Genomic DNA, 17,996 nt, shown 5'->3' with positions numbered 1-17,996 from the left:
AGCTTATGTTTTAAGTTCCTCTCTTAGTGCATTTCTTGATGCCCTATCCACAAGTGTAAAAAACTTATCTCTATTATCTTTATCCTTTTTGGGCTTATGTCCTTTGATTTTAATAAATTGACATTGCAATAAATCTGTAATTTTATAGAATTCTTTATAGAGTTCATGGTTAGATATTTTTTTGTTTTTAGCACTTAAATAACTGTTTTTTTCAAACTTTTCACGTCTGGCTGGTAAACCTAAAATATTTTGACAATCAGTAAAAACAATCAACTCAGATTCTTCTATACTTATCTCATTTAAAGCCCACAATAAAGTTTCTAATTCTAATTTCGTTGAAGAAGTATTTTCAAATTTTTTAAGCTTTATATCGTGTTTTAAAGACTCATTGTAAATATCATTTTCTCTTACATGTAAATACGCCCCAAAACCTATATTTTGTTGAGGATTAACACTACCATCAGTAAATAAAAGTTGTTTTTGTTTCATCCTGCTAGTATAGCATATGAAAACATTTACATGTAAAGCTTTTTTGCTTTACATGTAAAAACTGTTTTATTGTCCTTTTCTATACTCTATGATATCTTGAACACTGATAATTGGCATAGAATGTTTTTGTGCAAATACTTTAATCTCATTTGCTTTTGCCATTGTTCCATCAGGATTTGTTATTTCACACAATACTGCATAAGGCTCTAAATTGGCTAATTTCATCAAATCAATACCAGATTCCGTATGCCCTGCTCTTCCTAATACCCCATCTTTATTGGCTCTTAAAGGAAATACATGTCCAGGAGAAACAATTTTAGAAACACCATCAGCAGAAATCGCAGATTGTATTGTAGTTACTCTATCTTGAGCTGATACTCCTGTTGTAACATTATCTTTTGATTCGATTGAAACAGTAAAAGGTGTTTCGTATTTTGAGTTGTTATTTTGAACCATCATTGGGAGTTGGAGTTCATCAACTTTTTCATGAGGAAGACACAAACAAACTATACCACTACACTCCCTTATAAGAAGTGCCATTTGTTCTTTTGTTAGACTTTGGGCAGAAAAGATTATATCAGCTTCATTTTCTCTGTTATAATCATCCATAACAATCACACCATTACCTTTTTGCAAGGTTTTAAGTGCTCCATATAATCGTGATTTAGAATCACGACTCATTGTATTTTGATTCATTAGGTATACCTTTATATTAAAGTAAACTTATTGAATCAGGGCTAATGCTAAAAGCAATATTATCCTAATTATTAAACAATAAAAAGACATATTATTTTCTCTTCCATCCAGACTTTAACTGTTGGTTTTGGATTTACACCAAATCTGCTGACCTTCATACTATGAAGCGCTCGTGGACTTCTACTTTTAAGTAGTTACCACCAGTAAGGAATTTCACCTTGCCCTGAGAAATAAATTTTGATTATATTATCAAATATATTATTAATTGATAATTAAAAGTTTATCTATTTTATGTAATATTTTTATTTAAGAAAGAAGGAATTTTTTCCAAGTTTTGTTAATACGAAAATCTTTGGGGGCTAATAACTTGGGCTCTTTCTCTTTTACAATTTGCTTTTTATAATGATACATAAAAACACTTACTCTATAGTTTTTTGCACAATGAATAAAAACTTTTTTATTCTCTTTTTGCAAAACTTTTAATATCTTCAAAAATAGTTGTAACTTTTCTTTTTCTGGTTTTTTCCAACTTATAGGGATATGTATATAAGACATTTTATTTTTTGTTACAACCTTCCCTTCATTCTTAAGAGCATTTGTACTTTCACTAAGAGCAAGATTTATAACAACATCAAATCCTTTTTTAGCAATTTTTTTAAACTCTTTTGAGTTAGGTTGTCCTGCTGTAGATATATTTTCATTAAATTTTATATAATTTAAAATTGATTCCATCTTTTCTCCTTTGTAATAAATACAGCATTATATCAAGAAATATATTGGTCTATCTTTAGCTATAATATCCGTTATATTTACTTCGAGGATGTATATAATGAACCCAATTGAAAAAATATTGAAAAAACAAAAAGCTGTTGTTATTGATGGTGCCTTAGGAACAGAGTTAGAAAGAAAAGGGTATGAGCTCAATGATCCTATTTGGTCAGCTAAATTTTTAATGCAAAACCCTATGGCTATAGCACAAGTGCATCAAGACTATCTTGAAGCTGGGGCTGATTGTATAACAACTGCAAGCTATCAGGCAAGTTTTGAAGGTTTTATGAAAAAAGGTTTGAGTAAACAAGAAGCCAAAGAGCTTCTTAAAAACTCTATCGAACTAGCAAAAAAAACTAGAGATAATTTTGTTCAAAACAATACAAATAAGTCTAGAGTAAAACCTTTAGTAGCTGCTTCTATTGGTCCATATGGAGCATTTTTAGCTGATGGTTCAGAATTTAGAGGAAATTATAAAGTAAGCGAGCAAGAACTCATTGATTTTCATAAAGAGCGTATGCAAACTATCCTTGAAACAAATCCTGATTTACTTGCACTAGAAACTTTACCATCTTTCAAAGAAGCAAAAGCACTGTGTGAGCTTTTAAAAGACTTTCCAAATGCTCATGCATGGTTAACTTTTAGTGCTAAAGATGAAAAACATATAAACGATGGAACCCCAATCAAAGAGTGTGCACAGTGGCTTGATAAGCAAAAACAGATCATAGCCATAGGGATTAACTGCACTGCTCCACAATACATCGCATCTCTTATTTCACAAATCAAAGAAGTATCTACTAAGCCTATCATCGTCTATCCAAATGCTGGTGGAAGTTATGATGCTATAACAAAAACATGGAATACAAAAGAAGAGATATCTTCTTATAAAGCAAAAGCCGAGCTATGGTATGAAAAAGGTGCCACTCTTATTGGAGGATGTTGTCAAACTACCCCAACAGATATCGAGCAAATAGCAAAATGGGTAAGGGAAGATTAAAGTTTATTATTGATTTTTTTCCATGTCTTGGCTGCATACAGCACACTAACAACAAGGATAACAATAGAGACAATTGTAAATATAACCGTAAAAACCAATTCATCCATGATTTATTCCTATAATTTTTACAATATACTAACAAATTGTCTCTAAAAACTTTGTTTTACGTTAAACTCTTCTCTTTAAAAACCCCTATTTAATGATATTTCGTGTATTATGTAATATACTTACCCTAAGGGTAAAAAGGAAATTATAATGAATGTAAAAGACGTTGCACAATTTATGCTAAACGAATTAAAGAAAAAAGGTGTTTTAAATCAGGTAGGATTAGTGGATATTATTAAAGAAAAATTTGGAGATGAATTTGTTTTTGAAACTACGCATGGAACTCTTACTATAGACAGAAAAGTTATAAGAGAATTCAATAAAGTAAAAGGCGAAAATATCCTTTGGGATAAAGATGGATGTTGTTGGAGATAAATTTATACACCTAAAACAACAACTTATGTAAGACTGTAAATACCCTACAGCCTTACATGTAAAGAATCTAAGCAAAAAACCTCTTATTTACCTCTTCACTAAGTTTTTGTCCACTAAAGTGGGCGCGCTGTACTAACTCCCAAAAGTATCTATAAGTTGCGCGATCATGTAGTTCTCCGGCATATTGGATTGGTCCCCATGCTGCATTTTGTGCTGCTATGAGTATATTACCTGCATCTTCTACTTCAGTAAAATCTGGTTTCATGGCATCTACTATAGCGGTGATTTGTGTTGGGTATATACTCCACATTCTCATAAAACCAAACTCATTTTTTGCTCTGTATGCATCTTCATAAGTTTGATATGCATTTTTTAAATCAAGTGTTACATTATGAGCTGGGATAACATGATTTGAGAGTGCGGCTTGCGTGACTTTTGCTTTTGCACTACTTATTAACTTATGCTCAAACTGTCCTGGACTTCTCATATTACCAGCAGGGATTGCCCCTTGGTAGCCTGAGACAAAATCCATCAAACCAAAATCAAGTACTTGAAGCCAAGGAAGAGTTGCAAGCTGCTCAACATCTCTTAGTGCCCCATGTGTTTCTATCAAAATATGGATTGGTATTTCTCTTGCTATACCTTCTTTTTTACATATTGTCTGGATATACTCTATTTGTTCTTTTGCTTCTTCATAAGCTGTCGCTTTTGGAAGAGTTATATATGAGAGTTTTTCACCAGCACCAGGAACCAAGATATCAACATCTTGTTTCCAATTTATATTTGAATAATCATGTATACGCACTCCAGCCATCCCATACAGATTAGCCTCAGAATTTATCATACGAACAACCATCCTAGCGTGTTGTTCTTCTGCACCAACTTGTGCACCATCTTCACAATCACAAGTTATATCAAAAATTGGTCCTAGTTTTTTTTGTAATTCATATGCTTTTCCAATAAGCTTTTCACTGCCAGTAAAATGCTCACATGAAGGAATAATCGGTAAAGATTTTCCTGATTCAAATAGTTCAACATTAGGGTGTGTCATAATCTCGTCCTTGTTATAAATTTTTATTTTTTGGTATTACGATTGTATAATCTAAATCTAGTACAACGTTTTTAAGGTATTTTCCATCTTCACCTTTTGGATTTTCTACGTCCTCAGGTCTCATATTTTTAAGCCCAACAGTTCTTACTCTAAGTAATCCTATATCTTCTCTGTTATGCTCTATCTTTTCTATAATTTCACTATATGCGTAGATTGTATCTCCTCCATACGTTGGATTTGCGTGAACTCCAGCATTTATAGCATATATCCAAAGAGCATTTTGTAAACCATTAAAAGAGATAGTTCTTGCTATAGAAATTACATGTCCCCCATACATAAGTCTCTCTCCCATAGGAGTACTTTTCATCATAAAATCATCAAAATGTACTTTTGCATTGTTTTGGTAAAGCTTTGTTGCTAGTGTATGATCGCTATTGTCTATTGTTATTCCTTCTAGATGATTGAGTCTCTCTCCTACTTCATAATCATCAAAAAAGTACTCTCCTCCAGTCACTTGTGTATCAAATCTAAAAAGTCTAGGAATACTAATATTTTCTGATATAGGTGCTATTTTTTTGAGCTCTGGTACAATATTTATACCTCGCATAATCCCTTGCTCCCTCTTATGCACCATAACCCATCTTTTTAAGTTTAACACCTCATCACCATATTGATTATGCCCAATCGAATGAACATAAACAACGCCACTTTTACCATTAGAATTCTCTTTTAATCCAATAATAGTAGACTCCATACTTACAGTATCTCCTACAAAAACAGGATTTTTAAATACCACTTCAGCATAACCAAGATTTGCAATAGCATTAAGAGATATATCTTGTACTGACTTTCCAAAAGTAAGATGAAACATCAACATATCATCAATTGGTCTATGTGCGTAACCCAACTCTTTTGCAAACTCATCAGAAGAGTGAAGGGCAAACCTACTTCCAGTAAGCCCAATATAAAAAGAAACATCTCCATCACTTATAGTTCTTGGTAGTGGATGGATTATCTTTTGATCTATTTCAAAATCTTCAAAATAATTTCCTTTGTTAATTTTATTGCTTATTTTCAAAATTAACTCCTTAAAATAATTCTTTACCAATTTCTCGGTATCTATCATACAATGTTATAATCCTTTGTGCCCATTCTATTCTTGTTCTATCTATAAGTTCATCTTTAAACTGTATTACTTCTCTTCCACTTTTTTGTGCACGTTCAAACTCACTTATCATCTCTTTTGCATCTTCAACTTCTTGTTTTTTAGGTGTAAAAATGTCATTTACATACTCAAGTTGTATAGGATGGATAGCTGCTTTTCCATCACATCCTAGATAATATGCATCTTTTGAACTTGCTTCACAAGAAAACTCATCATTTACATCAAAATGGGGGCCATCTATAACTATTTTTCCATACGCTCTAGCAGCAAGTACTATTTGTGCCATATAATTAAAAATAGCCTTTGAATTTTTTTTCAAATTTATCTGCAATCTTTGAGCTAAAGTGTTTGAACCTATCATCACACAACGAAGAGATGTTCCAGCAGAACAAATATCTTGGATATTAAGTACTCCTAAAGGTGATTCTATAGTTATCATCAACCCTAATTTTGGATCAATTGCCTCTAAAATTTCATCTGCTTTCATCACATCACCCGCACTTTGAATACAAGAAAAAAGAATCGCATCAATATCTATTTTTTTTGCTAGTTCTATATCTGCTAATAAATCTGGGCTATTGAGTTTATTAACTCTTAAAATTCTCTCACTTGTTCCAAAATCACTACTTTTATTAAACTGTTTTTCTATTATTCTACGAGCTACTACTCTTTGCTCTTCTAAAATACCCTCTAAATCAAAGATAACTGCATCCGCTAAAAGGGTCCTTGATTTGTCTATATATCTTTCATTGTATGGTGGAACAAAAAGCATAGAGCGTCTTGCTCTATACACTTCAACTTTCTCACTTTCAACAGGTTTTTCACTAGTAAGCTGTTTTACTAACTCTTTTCTTAAAACTTTTCCATTCTTTGTTTTTGGATAGTCTTTAACAACATAGATTTGTTTAGGAGCTTTATACTTTGCTAAGTTATTTTGTCCATATTTTAGTATTTCTGCTTCTTCTTGTTCACTTATATTCCCTCTTGGGATAATAGCAATAGCAACAAGTGTTTTATATACATCTATATCAATCCCTAAAGCTACACAATCAGCAACTTTTGGATGTGTTTTTATCACTCTTTCTATTTCATGAGGACTTACTCGAAAACCAAAAGTATTAATGATGTCATCTTTTCTTCCTAAAAACCAGATGTATCCATCTTTATCTTTTTTTGCATAATCTCCTGTAAAAAAATAACCGTTGTGTCTTGCTTTTGCAGTATCTTCTTCTAAGTGCCAATACTCTAAAAACAATCCTGGATCATCCTCTCCAATACAAATCATACCCTCTTCTTCAACATCAACTTCTTCTAATGTATTTGGGTCTAAAAGTTTTACATTATGTCCTGGTTGTACAAACCCTGCACTTCCTGGACGAATTGGTTTAAATTTAGAGTGAGAAATATAGTAAGAAAACTCACTCATGCCAATCGCTTCATATATATTTTGTTTAAAGCGTTCTTGCCAAAGTGTTACCATTTCAGAAGAGAGGTGTTCTCCTGCACTCATGCAGTGTCTTAAACTTGGGCAATCTTCAATACTAAAATCTGTTTTTTGAATAATCTGTCTGTATATTGTGGGAACACCAATAAAAATAGTACATTTATGCTTTTTAATAAGCTTAATCCAACTTTTTGCATCGTTTTCTCCTTCATGTGCAATTACTGTATATCCTCTATATAAGGGGTCCATCAAAGCTGAACCTAAAACATAAGTCCAATTAAATTTTCCCGAATGCATAATCCTATCATTCTCTTTAAAGTCAAACCAAAATTCACTTGCAGGTTCACGTCCTACGAGTGAGCGATGAGAGTGAAGTACCCCTTTAGGAAAACCTGTCGTGCCTGAAGTATATACAAGATATGCGGGTTCTCCTGATTTTGAATTATAGTGATTTACTGCATCACTAAAATTTTCTAAAATCTCATCTAAAGCATAAATTTGAATACTTTTAGGTTTTTGTATAGCATCAACATTTGGTATACCTGCTATAAGTATATGGTTTAGATTATCTAAGTTTTCTAAATAAGGAAGAAGATTTTCATACATTACCGCTGAGAGTATCATCACTTTTGCTTGCGAATCTGTTGCAAGATATTTTACTTCAGAGCCACTTAAAAGTGTCGAAGTAGGTACAGCGATTATCCCTGCTTTCATCGTTCCAAAAAAGGAAATAGGATAAGCTAAAGAGTTTTTCAGACATATCAAAACTCTATCTCTCACATCTACATGTATAGATTTTAGAAAGTTTGCAAGTCTATCTGATTTGTTTGCTAAATCTTTATAAGTTATTTGACTTGTACCAAGATTGGTATCTTCAATAATCATAGCAATCGAATTTTCTTTTATCGTTCCTAAGTGTTTTGATGTGCAAGAAACTCCAATGTTTAAGAACTCAGGAACTTCTATTTCTAATTGTGGATATTCTTTCATTTTATTATCTCCTTTTTCTAAAGCCAAGCTCCAGTAAAAATATTTATTACCTATATTTGCCCAAATGGCCAATTTTCTTGAATAGTATGAATTGGCATTTTGTTTAAAACTTCTAAAGCAAAGTTTTGATCCTCTTTATCTAAACTTTTAAGTGCATAAGCTCTTAAAATATTTTGTAAAGACTTCCCAAACATAGGAGGATCTAACATCTCACCGTTATACCTTATTGCACCCCCTAAAAGTGCTTCTGCTTTGATGGCTTGCCTTAAGATATTGATATCATTTTCTATAGCTAAAGGAGATGGAGTAAAAGCCACTTTACAAATATTGATATGATTTGGAGTGATGACTTGTTTCCCGGTAAGTCCCATAGCAGTTTCTCTTTTTGCATGGGAATAAACATGCCTACTTGCATCATCTCCATGTAAATCTAACCATCTTCTAATATCTTTTTTTTCAACACAGCTATCAGGAAGTGAATTTGGTGTTAATAAAACTTCAACCCCGCCTATAACTCCTCGACCTTTTATTCTTGCTTCCATTGTTAAGATATTAAAAAATGTTTCAAGCTCATCAATCCAACCCTCTGGGGTAATTTTATATGCCATTGCTTTTGAAAAATCATGGATACCAAAAACAACATGTTTTACAGTAGAGTGAGTCATAAGCTTATCTGCAATTTGAAGTGACCTTGGGTGTTCAATAATAGGCTGTATAGTTAAGTTACTTCCAATAGAAACCAACCAAGAAGACAAATCTCTGATTTCAGCATCCCCATAAACTTCCCCTGCTTTTGCTAAAACAATCACATCTATATATTTATGAATCTGTTTTATCAATTTTAAATCTGCTTCGTATTCCAATGTTCTAAAAGGATTTATTCTAATAGCTATTTGAAAATCTCTTTCTGGGAATTTTGGTAACTCTTCAAGTAAAAGAGCTCTTGACATCTCTTTCATTCGACACCCATCTTCAAGATCAAATAAAAGAGTATGTGCTTTGGTTTTATAAGCATGTTTTTGTAGTCTATATTTTGCTTGTTCAATATTTTCATAACTCCCATCAAGAGGATTAAACTTAATAGGTGGATAATATATTTGAATTCCAGGCCAGTACCCACCAAGTACTGGTGTTAAGTCATCGTTAGCTGTCAATTTTGACAAATCCATAAAAGATGAAGTCATACTTTTTACCTTTTTAATTTAATTTTTTCTTGAATTTAAAGAAGTTCAAATCCAATTTTTATCATCTAAAACTTTAATTTATTTGTACTATTAGTCCATAGATAAAATAAATCAAAACGTAATAATTAGTTATAAAAATATTATTAATATTAAATTTATAATAGCTATAATTATTGGTATATAGGGGTTTAAGAAGACATTATAAAAAGAAGTTTCATATAGTGAGAAAAAAAAATATAAACTTCTTAAATAGTGAAAGAAAAATATATATAAAATATAAATTTATGTAGATTTGTAACATAATAATGTTATTATTAATAAAAATTATTGGTATAACATGAATCAAAGCAAGTCACTCACTAAGGGATTATCTGTTTTAAAAGAAGTAATGTTAAGCGATAAACCTCTTACAGCAAATATTTTATGTCAAAAATTAGACATAGATAAAAGTACTATGTCACGATTGGTTACTACTTTAATGCAAGAAAACTTTATAGAATATCTGAACAATTCAAAAGAGATTATACTAAGTGATTTGATGAGAAAGCTTACTCAAAAAGATAATAGAGAAAAAATTGTACAAAATACTCAAGAATTATTAGACAAAATATTTTATATGACCAATGAATGCTCCTATATAGGCATACTCGACAATAATTCCGTTTTATATCTTAATCAAGTCGATAAATCTAAAAGAGTTTTAAAGACAAGAGATTCTATAGGAAAACACGCTCCACTTCATACAAATGGTTTTGGCAAAATAATTCTAAGTTATTGCGATATTGATTTGTCCCAACTACAATTGACAAAATATACAAGCAATACTATTACTAGTATTAGTAGGCTTCAAAAGGAGATAGAGATAGTAAAACAAACAGGTTATGCTATAGGTAATGAAGAACATGAATTTGGTTTAAAATCTCTAGGAGTTGCTTATTTGAATAAGAAAAAAGAGTTTGTTGGAGCTGTTGGTATTTCTGGGCTATCTGTAAGATTAGATGAACATACTTTAAAGAAATTTGGTGAAGAAATCTTTAAACTACTCAATTATTCCTAATTTATTTTTTCCACTACTTTTAGCATGGTACAATCCTCTATCTGCTTCATCTACTACTTTATCTATTGTTTTTACGCCATCAAAAGAACTTATACCAAATGAAGCAGTAATTTTACTCACGCCATCCCCAAAGTCATAATTTTCTATATCTTTTCTCAATCCTTCTACTACTTTTAGCAAATCTTCTCTTTTTGTATTAGGACAAACTATCAAAAACTCTTCGCCACCCCATCTACCCAACTTATCTGTCGCTCTAATATTTTGTGATAAAATGACAGCAAACTTTTGAAGAATATCATCTCCTTTGAGATGTCCATACTTATCATTAATTTCTTTAAAATTATCAATATCTAAAAGAATAATGCCACAAGGAACTTCATATCTACGTGTATACCTATATTCCTCAGCCAAGACTTCATTGATTTTGAGTCTATTTCCTATCTTCGTTAAAGCATCTTCTCTAGAAACTTGAGCTAACTTTCTATTTTGTACTTTTAACTTATAGCTATAAAAAGAGATTATTATAAGAAGTAAAAGTCCTACAAGAATTATTTCCCCTACAAATGTATAATCTACTCTTCCACTCTCCTCTACGGCAATCCAATTATTTAATATTTTTCTTACTTTTATTTGATCAATACTATAAATTATTTTTTGGAATATACTATTTAACAGAGGTTCATCATTTCTTGAAGCTATTGTCAAATCATCACTTTCTTTGAGTCTTGCTGATACTTTTAGTACACCATGAAAGGATTGCTGAATATTGGTTACAGTTACACTTAGATTATCAAGATAACCATAGATTTTTCCACGCTCTACTTTTCGTAAACCATCTTGAATATTTTCTACCTCGACAATATTTATCTTAGGGTACTTATCTTTAAGAATTTCAATTATTGAATTACCCTTTGAAGCACCAAAAGTTTTTGTAACTATATCTCCCATATCATCAATAAATGGTTTATCTACTTTTGTAGCCAATACAATAGGAAACTTCATATAAACATCAGTAAAATTCATATAGGATAAACGATCGGTTGTTGGTGTTGCAGAACCAATAATATCACATTTTCTACTCTTCATAGCAGATATACTCTCATCCCAGTTTTTTGTAGGATACACTTCTATTTTTAACCCAGATTTTTTTCTTATCAATTCAAAATAATCAGCAATCATACCCACATATTGACCTTCCCTAATACCTTCAAAAGGCATCCAGTCAGGATCAACACAAAGTTTTAATATGCCTTTTTTCTCTAAATATGCTTTCTCTTTTTTACTAAATATAATATTTGTATTAACTCTATTTTTTAGAATATCTCCAAAAGTTTTTATTTTATCTTCTTGATGAGAAAAAGCTCTATTGCTTCTAACTAACTGTTTATATGCACGTATTAACAACTCTTTACTTGTTTCACCTATATCATAAAGACTTAAAAGCATCAAATTTTTTATCTCTTTTGCTTCATAACGAAGCGATGATAAAGACTTTTTTTGATTATATTTATGTATTATTTTTACTGCTTCATCTGTGTTTTTTAAAGCATACTCCCAACCCTTTTTAGTAGCAGCTAAAAGATTTATTGTCATTTGAGTTTTATTCTTAGCTACTTCAAGAGAAGTAAAAAGGTTTATTGCATTCGTTACAAATCCATATTGAAGTGGGTCCATTACGTTATAAGGAATATTTTGTTTATCAAGTTCATAGAGTTCATTTGATGTAAATGCACTCATAGCATCTATCTCTTTATTTTTAAACGCTTCTATTCCATACGTATGAGGAACATGAATACTTTTTATAAAAAAGTGCTCTAATAGAAGAGATAATGAACTACTTCTATACTCCTCTTCAGTAACCATAATCTTTTTCCCTTCAAGCTCTGAAGGTTTTTTTATCTCAGGCTGGGTAACAAGAACTAGAGGTGAGCGTTGTAAATATGTAGCTAAAACAACTACTGGTTGAAGGATATTATTTTTAATCATTAAAGGCGCATTGGATATACCAAAATCTACTTTTTTAGATATAACATCTTTTTGTATATCCACTCCATCTGAATATTCTAAAAGTGTTACATCCAAACCAGCTTCTTTATAAAAACCTTTTTCTTTAGCTACTATAAATCCAGCATGTTCAAACTGATATTTCCAATCTAATTGAATACTTACTTCTTCTAATGATTCACTTGAGTATAAATTGAGTGATAATACAAAAATAATTATTAGTTTTAAAAAATTTTTCATTAACAAATAATAGCATAAAATCAATTTTTTAGCTTAATTTAGCTAATATTAAATAAAAAAAAGGCTAATAGATGGGTCAAACGATAACAGAAAAAATATTTAGTGACCATGTAGGTCATGAAGTAAAAGCTGGTGAGATTATACAATGCAACATCGATATGGTAATAGGAAACGATATAACAACCCCTATAAGTATTAAAGCATTTGAAGACAGTGGCGTAGAAAAGCTGGCAAATCCCGATGGTTTTGCTCTAGTAATGGATCACTTTATACCTGCAAAAGATATTGCAAGTGCAAACCAAGCTAAAATAAGCCGTGACTTTGCATATAAACACAACTTAAAAAACTATTTTGACGAAAAAGACATGGGAATTGAACATGCACTTCTTCCTGAAAAAGGACTTGTAGTTCCTGGTGATGTTATTATAGGTGCGGATAGCCATACTTGTACACATGGAGCACTTGGTGCATTCTCAACTGGTATGGGAAGTACAGATTTATCATTTGCTATGATAACTGGGGGAAACTGGTTTAAAGTTCCTGAAGCTATCAAAGTTGTTTTTACTGGTAAACCTGGCAAACATATTTATGGGAAAGATCTTATTTTAGAAGTTATTCGCCTTATTGGTGTTGATGGTGCACTTTATAAAACCTTAGAATTTACAGGTGATACAATAGCCCACCTAAGTATGGACGATAGATTTTCACTTTGCAACATGGCTATAGAAGCTGGTGCAAAAAATGGTATCGTTGCAGTTGATGATGTCACAAGAGAATTTTTAGCAGATAAAGACTTAGCAAGACCATCAAAAGAATTTTACTCAGATGAAGATGCAACGTATGTTCAAACACTAAATATTGATGTGTCTAAACTAGATCCTGTTATTGCTTATCCTCATCTTCCATCAAATGGAAAATCAGTAACACAAGCAGTTACAGATGATTTAGAAGTTGACCAAGTATTTATCGGAAGTTGTACAAATGGACGTTTAGAAGATTTAAGAATTGCTGCTAAAATTTTAGATGGTAAAAAAGTTGCACAAAAAACAAGACTTATCATCACACCAGCTACTCAAAAAATCTCATTACAAGCTCAAAAAGAGGGTTTAGTTGAAATTTTTATAAATGCAGGAGCTGTTTTTTCAAATCCAACTTGTGGAGCCTGTTTAGGTGGTTACATGGGAATCATTGGAAAAGATGAAAGATGTGTAGCAACAACAAATAGAAATTTTGTTGGACGTATGGGTGATAGAAGTAGTGAAATCTATTTAGCAAACTCAGCTGTCGCAGCTGCGAGTGCTATAACTGGAAAAATAACAGACCCAAGGTAATGTTAAATCTACCTTGTGTGATAGTCGCTGGGGGAAAAAGTTCTCGTATGGGAAGTGACAAAGCGTTACTTCCTTTTGGGAACTTTAAAACCCTTACACAATACCAATTAGCAAAACATGCTAAGAACTTTAGCTCTTTACATGTAAGTTGTAAAACCAAAGATAAGTTTGACTTTGAAGCTAATTTTATAGAAGATGTAAAAGAGTTCAGTGAGTACTCACCTCTCATTGCTCTATACAGTATTCTAAAACAGTTTGATACACCAGTGTGTATTTTAAGTGTAGATACTCCTTTTGTAGATATTGTAATGTATGAAAAACTCTTTGCATGTAAAGAAAAAAATGATGTTGTTATAGCTCGTTCACCTTATGGTTCTCATCAACTGTGTGCTATCTATTCTCCATCAATTTTACCTATTTTAAAACAGCAAATTTTAGAAAATAATCATAAAATAAAAAACTTCCTAAATCTTGTAAAAACAACTTATGTTGATTTTCAAAGTGATGAGCCCTTTTCTAACTTAAATCATCCTCAAGACTATAAAGAAGCAAAGGATAAAGTTTGATTGATACTCTAACACAGATTCCTTCTTTAGAAAGTTTAAATAAAACACTTCAAGAAACAAGTCATCCAAAACTTATGTTAATAGATTTAAAAGAATTTAAAAAAATAAACTTGAAATACTCTGATGAAGGTGGGGACTTTATTTTATGTGAATTTGCAAAAGCTTTAGAATCTTATGCAAATAAAAATGAAATGTTTTGTTTTAGAGTAGAGGAAGATTCATTTGCTCTTATAAAAGATATGCCTTTTGAATTACAACACATGGAAAAACTAATCTTTTCATTGGCAGATTTTATAAAAGAACAAAAATATACTTTTAATAACAATGAGATAAATATAAATGCTCATATAGGAATTTGTTTAGACCAAAAAAATCATCTAAAAAAAGCAAAGTCAGCTCTTAATGTTGCAAAAAAAGAAGATATGCCTTTTGTTACTTACTCAGAGTTTGTAAACAGACTTCTAGAAGAAAATGAAGAAAAAATTTGTAAAGTTTTACAACAGGCTTTAGATGATGGTACCATAATCCCTTATTATCAAAAAGTTATAGATAGGAACCAAAATATCGTATATAACGAAATGTTATTAAGAAATGAAAATAAAAAATCAATTCAATCACCAAAACTTTTTCTTACAATTGCACATGATAGAGGTTTTTATAACGATATAGTACAACTTGTAGCAAAAAAAATGATAGCACATAAAAATAGTAAAGCTATAAATTTATCTTGTCATGACTTCTTTGATGAAGAACTATTTAGCTTTTTAATTGAAATTTTTAAAAATACTAATACTATATTTGAGCTGCAAAACAATGAGTATTTACAAGCAGATAACTTAGATGAAAAACTTGAAATTATAAAACAAAACAACATTCAAATATGTCTTGATAATATAACTTCAAATTCTGAACTATCTTCTTTTAATAAAGAACATATTGATTTTGTAAAGGTGTGTGGCAATTTAATCCGCTTACTTAGTTTAAGCCCAGATGCAAAGTCTACATGTAAAGAGATTCTTTTTACATGTAAAGAATTAAATATCAAAACAATAGCTTCACACATAAACTCAGATAATGCTTTAAAAGAAGTAAAAGAATTAAACTTTGATTACTTTCAAGGATATTTTTTAGGAAAACCTACTTCCACTTTTGCTGAATAATCAGACCACTTATAATTAGAAAGAGTGCTATTATCGTAGATAAAAGTATCTCTTCTCCTATAAAAAAATGAATAAAAACTAAAGATAAAAAAGGTGATAAAAAAATCAAATTTGATATTTTTGATATATTATGTGTAAGCCTCACTGCTTTTAACCAAAATACAAAAGTAATTCCCATCTCAAAAAACCCAACATATATAGCCCCAAAACATGCTTCAACACTTGGAAGTTTTATCCCACCAGTAAAAATTATATAGAGTCCTATCATAACAACACCTACTAAAAAATTACAAAACAACCCTACTGTTGCATCGGCTTTTGATTTTGTATTGAATATCCAATAAAGAGACCAAAGAAGTGTACTAAAAAGGGCTAAAAGTACTCCATATAAATCAGAAAAATTCAATGAAAAAGGCTCACCTCTTGTAGAAATTATGAGAACTCCAAAATAACAAATCAAGCCAGCCACTATATCTGCAAAAGTTAATTTTTGTTTTAAAAAAACAACTGAGAGATAAGCAAACATCAATGCCCAAGTATAATTAATAGCCTGAGCTTCTTGAGCGGGAAGTATGTCATACGCTTTAAAAAGAACAAGATAATATATAAAAGGATTAATAGCACCTAAAACAAGAACTAAAAAAGGTTGTTGCTTTACATGTAAAAAAACTTCACCTAATTTTTTTTGATACGCTATGAGAGTTCCTAAAATAAATAGTGAACTAAGAGAAGAGTAAAAAAGAAGTTCAAGAGGACTTAGATAAACTAATGTAATTTTAAATGCAGTCGCTACAGTAGACCATAAAAAGACAGAAATCAAAGCATACTTGTAAGCAAGAGATTGATTTTTTTGCATTGCCTACCTTTATACAACTCTAAAGGAGTAAAGGCTTTCACCTCTACTCCTTTTTTATTATTTATTTTGAAGTGTTATTGATATATGAATAATCACCCATTTTTGTCCAAGCTCTTGCTTTTCCAATAAATGCTCTTTGAGAATCTAAAAGTTCTTTAAACACAGGATCTTTTGCTGCTTGTTCGTTAAGAATTTCATCATTTGCTTTTGAAAGTGCTGCTAAAACTTCTTTAGGGAAAGTTGACACTTTAACATCTGGATGCTCAGTTTTGATTTTTTCCCAAGCAAGCGCATTTCTATACACTGATTTTTCTAAAACTCTATTTGCCACTTTACTCATAGCAGTCTCTAGTATAAGTTGTAAATCTTTAGGCAATTTTGCATATGATTTTTTATTTACCAAAAATTGAGTTTCACTAGCAGGCTCTTGCCATCCAGTGTAGTAGTATTTTGCAATTTTTTGAAATCCCATATTCATGTCATATACTGGGCTTATCCACTCAACTGCATCAATTGTTCCTCTATCAAGTGAAGTGTATAATTCTCCTAAAGGTACAGTAACAGCAAGAACACCTAATTTAGACATAACTTCTCCACCCATACCAGGAATTCTAACTTTTAAGCCTTTTAAATCTTCAAGTGATTTAATCTCTTTTCTAAACCATCCACCCATTTGCATTCCAGTGTTTCCACCTTGAAAATGCATTAAGCCATGTTTATCATAAACTTTTTTTGCTAACTCTTTTCCTCCACCATACTCAAACCAAGCATGTTGTTCTGCTGGAAGTAATCCAAAAGGAACAGTTGTAAAGAAAATAAGTTTGAAATCTTTACCTTTATAGTAATAAGATGCAGTGTAACCGATATCATACTGTTTTGCTTTAACCAAGTCCATTACAGCTAATCCTGCTTTATGCTTCGTAGGGTCATCTACACGTAGTTTTAATCTACCATTTGACATTGTTTCTACCATCTTTTTCAATTCAAATGGAGCCTCTCCAAGAATAGGTACTGTCTTTTTCCACGAAGTGGCAAGTTTTAAGTGGTATACTTTTCCTCCAGCTATCATATTTGAAGCTAAAATCATAGCTAAAAATGATGCTACCATAATCTTTGTAAATCTCATACTATCTCCTTAAATTTCTCTGTATTGTAATCAAAAAAAATAAAATGTTTGATTAATTACATAATGCCTTGTATAATACAAAGATAAATTTCAAAGGAAACTCATGATAAAGCATATCGTATTTTTTAAATTAGAAGACAACTCGCAAGAGCACAAACAAATTATTAAAGATAAACTCCTCTCTTTACAAGATAAAATAGAAGTTTTAAAAAGCACCGAAGTTGGCTTAAACTTTGCAACGGAAGATAGAGCATATGACTTGGCACTTCTATGTGATTTTGAATCTAAAGAAGACTTACAAGCTTATGCTATACATCCTGTACATGTAGAATTTGTAAACTATGTAAAATCTAAAAACACTATTACTAAAGTAGTAGATTACGAGTACTAGG

The 17,996-nt window shown here is 31.1% G+C and carries 17 protein-coding genes and 1 riboswitch; of the genes, 7 read left to right on the top strand and 10 right to left on the bottom strand.

Annotated features, from left to right (window positions below; translation table 11 throughout):
• Positions 1-3 precede the first annotated feature (3 nt).
• The 3 genes from K354_RS0108360 to K354_RS0108350 all read right to left on the bottom strand — a co-directional run bounded on the left by K354_RS0108360 (position 4) and on the right by K354_RS0108350 (position 1,917).
• Entirely contained in the window at positions 4-489 is a 486-nt protein-coding gene (locus K354_RS0108360; protein ID WP_024955052.1) for a ribonuclease HI, read from the bottom strand.
• 66 nt (positions 490-555) lie between these two features.
• Positions 556-1,185, bottom strand: a complete 630-nt coding sequence (gene ribB, locus K354_RS0108355) for a 3,4-dihydroxy-2-butanone-4-phosphate synthase (protein ID WP_024955051.1) — start codon at positions 1,183-1,185, stop codon at positions 556-558.
• 91 nt (positions 1,186-1,276) lie between these two features.
• Positions 1,277-1,420, bottom strand: a riboswitch (FMN riboswitch).
• A gap of 71 nt (positions 1,421-1,491) precedes the next feature.
• Positions 1,492-1,917 (bottom strand): protein tyrosine phosphatase family protein, encoded by a 426-nt coding sequence (locus K354_RS0108350; RefSeq protein WP_024955050.1) that lies wholly within the window; start codon positions 1,915-1,917, stop codon positions 1,492-1,494.
• A 97-nt stretch (positions 1,918-2,014) separates the two neighbouring features.
• Here K354_RS0108350 and mmuM point away from each other — a divergent pair, with 97 nt between their 5' ends.
• Entirely contained in the window at positions 2,015-2,950 is a 936-nt protein-coding gene (gene mmuM / locus K354_RS0108345; protein ID WP_024955049.1) for a homocysteine S-methyltransferase, read from the top strand.
• Between the two features lie 255 nt (positions 2,951-3,205).
• Positions 3,206-3,430, top strand: coding sequence for a DUF6953 family protein (locus K354_RS0108335; RefSeq protein WP_024955048.1), 225 nt, complete (start codon positions 3,206-3,208; stop codon positions 3,428-3,430).
• A gap of 67 nt (positions 3,431-3,497) precedes the next feature.
• On the opposite strand, the gene K354_RS0108330 is transcribed toward K354_RS0108335, so the two are convergent.
• Genes K354_RS0108330 through K354_RS0108315 form a run of 4 tightly spaced genes read right to left on the bottom strand, consistent with a single transcriptional unit; the run spans position 3,498 to position 9,264 of the window.
• Positions 3,498-4,481 carry an HpcH/HpaI aldolase/citrate lyase family protein gene (locus K354_RS0108330; protein ID WP_024955047.1) on the bottom strand — a complete coding sequence of 328 codons (984 nt, stop codon included), beginning with the start codon at positions 4,479-4,481 and terminating at the stop codon, positions 3,498-3,500.
• A 13-nt stretch (positions 4,482-4,494) separates the two neighbouring features.
• The gene (locus tag K354_RS0108325; protein WP_245600593.1) at positions 4,495-5,559 is read right to left on the bottom strand and encodes a MaoC family dehydratase; all 1,065 of its coding nucleotides are present in this window, start codon (positions 5,557-5,559) and stop codon (positions 4,495-4,497) included.
• 10 nt (positions 5,560-5,569) lie between these two features.
• The gene (locus tag K354_RS0108320) at positions 5,570-8,080 is read right to left on the bottom strand and encodes an aldolase/citrate lyase family protein (protein ID WP_024955045.1); all 2,511 of its coding nucleotides are present in this window, start codon (positions 8,078-8,080) and stop codon (positions 5,570-5,572) included.
• Positions 8,081-8,130: 50 nt separating this feature from the next.
• On the bottom strand, positions 8,131-9,264 hold the full coding sequence (locus K354_RS0108315; protein ID WP_024955044.1) for an HpcH/HpaI aldolase/citrate lyase family protein: 1,134 nt from the start codon (positions 9,262-9,264) through the stop codon (positions 8,131-8,133).
• A gap of 337 nt (positions 9,265-9,601) precedes the next feature.
• Here K354_RS0108315 and K354_RS0108310 point away from each other — a divergent pair, with 337 nt between their 5' ends.
• Entirely contained in the window at positions 9,602-10,321 is a 720-nt protein-coding gene (locus K354_RS0108310) for an IclR family transcriptional regulator (RefSeq protein WP_024955043.1), read from the top strand.
• Here the strand turns inward: K354_RS0108310 and K354_RS0108305 are convergent.
• Positions 10,304-12,565 (bottom strand): diguanylate cyclase, encoded by a 2,262-nt coding sequence (locus K354_RS0108305; RefSeq protein WP_024955042.1) that lies wholly within the window; start codon positions 12,563-12,565, stop codon positions 10,304-10,306. The two genes, K354_RS0108310 and K354_RS0108305, sit on opposite strands and share 18 nt — an antisense overlap.
• 71 nt (positions 12,566-12,636) lie before the next feature.
• Between K354_RS0108305 and leuC the strand changes: the two genes are divergently transcribed.
• Genes leuC through K354_RS0108290 form a run of 3 tightly spaced genes read left to right on the top strand, consistent with a single transcriptional unit; the run spans position 12,637 to position 15,622 of the window.
• Positions 12,637-13,896, top strand: a complete 1,260-nt coding sequence (gene leuC, locus K354_RS0108300; RefSeq protein WP_024955041.1) for a 3-isopropylmalate dehydratase large subunit — start codon at positions 12,637-12,639, stop codon at positions 13,894-13,896.
• On the top strand, positions 13,896-14,462 hold the full coding sequence (gene mobA, locus K354_RS0108295) for a molybdenum cofactor guanylyltransferase MobA (protein ID WP_024955040.1): 567 nt from the start codon (positions 13,896-13,898) through the stop codon (positions 14,460-14,462). Before leuC ends, mobA begins: the two co-directional genes overlap by 1 nt.
• Positions 14,459-15,622 (top strand): EAL domain-containing protein, encoded by a 1,164-nt coding sequence (locus tag K354_RS0108290; RefSeq protein ID WP_024955039.1) that lies wholly within the window; start codon positions 14,459-14,461, stop codon positions 15,620-15,622. The genes mobA and K354_RS0108290 overlap by 4 nt, the downstream gene beginning before the upstream one ends.
• On the opposite strand, the gene K354_RS0108285 is transcribed toward K354_RS0108290, so the two are convergent.
• Complete coding sequence (locus tag K354_RS0108285; protein ID WP_024955038.1) at positions 15,600-16,478, bottom strand: DMT family transporter; 879 nt, start codon at positions 16,476-16,478, stop codon at positions 15,600-15,602. The two genes, K354_RS0108290 and K354_RS0108285, sit on opposite strands and share 23 nt — an antisense overlap.
• 61 nt (positions 16,479-16,539) lie before the next feature.
• Entirely contained in the window at positions 16,540-17,604 is a 1,065-nt protein-coding gene (locus tag K354_RS0108280; protein ID WP_024955037.1) for a TRAP transporter substrate-binding protein, read from the bottom strand.
• Positions 17,605-17,707: 103 nt separating this feature from the next.
• On the opposite strand from K354_RS0108280, the gene K354_RS0108275 reads away from it, so the two are divergent.
• A complete protein-coding gene (locus tag K354_RS0108275) occupies positions 17,708-17,995 on the top strand; it encodes a Dabb family protein (RefSeq protein ID WP_024955036.1) in 288 nt (95 codons plus the stop codon).
• The last annotated feature ends 1 nt before the right edge of the window (position 17,996 follow it).

Origin of the sequence: Sulfurospirillum arcachonense DSM 9755, assembly GCF_000597725.1 — a bacterium.
GTDB lineage: Bacteria > Campylobacterota > Campylobacteria > Campylobacterales > Sulfurospirillaceae > Sulfurospirillum_A > Sulfurospirillum_A arcachonense.
Note: the sequence above shows the minus strand (reverse complement) of the source record. Positions and strands in the feature narration are given on the sequence as shown.

Bases quoted from the DNA above. Each gene is read 5' to 3' on its own strand.
- K354_RS0108350 (WP_024955050.1), bottom strand. From the start codon at position 1,917: ATGGAATCAATTTTAAATTATATAAAATTTAATGAAAATATATCTACA.
- ribB (WP_024955051.1), bottom strand. From the start codon at position 1,185: ATGAATCAAAATACAATGAGTCGTGATTCTAAATCACGATTATATGGA.
- K354_RS0108315 (WP_024955044.1), bottom strand. From the start codon at position 9,264: ATGACTTCATCTTTTATGGATTTGTCAAAATTGACAGCTAACGATGAC.
- K354_RS0108275 (WP_024955036.1), top strand. From the start codon at position 17,708: ATGATAAAGCATATCGTATTTTTTAAATTAGAAGACAACTCGCAAGAG.
- K354_RS0108320 (WP_024955045.1), bottom strand. From the start codon at position 8,080: ATGAAAGAATATCCACAATTAGAAATAGAAGTTCCTGAGTTCTTAAAC.
- K354_RS0108330 (WP_024955047.1), bottom strand. From the start codon at position 4,481: ATGACACACCCTAATGTTGAACTATTTGAATCAGGAAAATCTTTACCG.
- K354_RS0108310 (WP_024955043.1), top strand. From the start codon at position 9,602: ATGAATCAAAGCAAGTCACTCACTAAGGGATTATCTGTTTTAAAAGAA.
- leuC (WP_024955041.1), top strand. From the start codon at position 12,637: ATGGGTCAAACGATAACAGAAAAAATATTTAGTGACCATGTAGGTCAT.
- mmuM (WP_024955049.1), top strand. From the start codon at position 2,015: ATGAACCCAATTGAAAAAATATTGAAAAAACAAAAAGCTGTTGTTATT.
- K354_RS0108335 (WP_024955048.1), top strand. From the start codon at position 3,206: ATGAATGTAAAAGACGTTGCACAATTTATGCTAAACGAATTAAAGAAA.
- K354_RS0108305 (WP_024955042.1), bottom strand. From the start codon at position 12,565: ATGAAAAATTTTTTAAAACTAATAATTATTTTTGTATTATCACTCAAT.
- mobA (WP_024955040.1), top strand. From the start codon at position 13,896: ATGTTAAATCTACCTTGTGTGATAGTCGCTGGGGGAAAAAGTTCTCGT.
- K354_RS0108360 (WP_024955052.1), bottom strand. From the start codon at position 489: ATGAAACAAAAACAACTTTTATTTACTGATGGTAGTGTTAATCCTCAA.
- K354_RS0108280 (WP_024955037.1), bottom strand. From the start codon at position 17,604: ATGAGATTTACAAAGATTATGGTAGCATCATTTTTAGCTATGATTTTA.
- K354_RS0108285 (WP_024955038.1), bottom strand. From the start codon at position 16,478: ATGCAAAAAAATCAATCTCTTGCTTACAAGTATGCTTTGATTTCTGTC.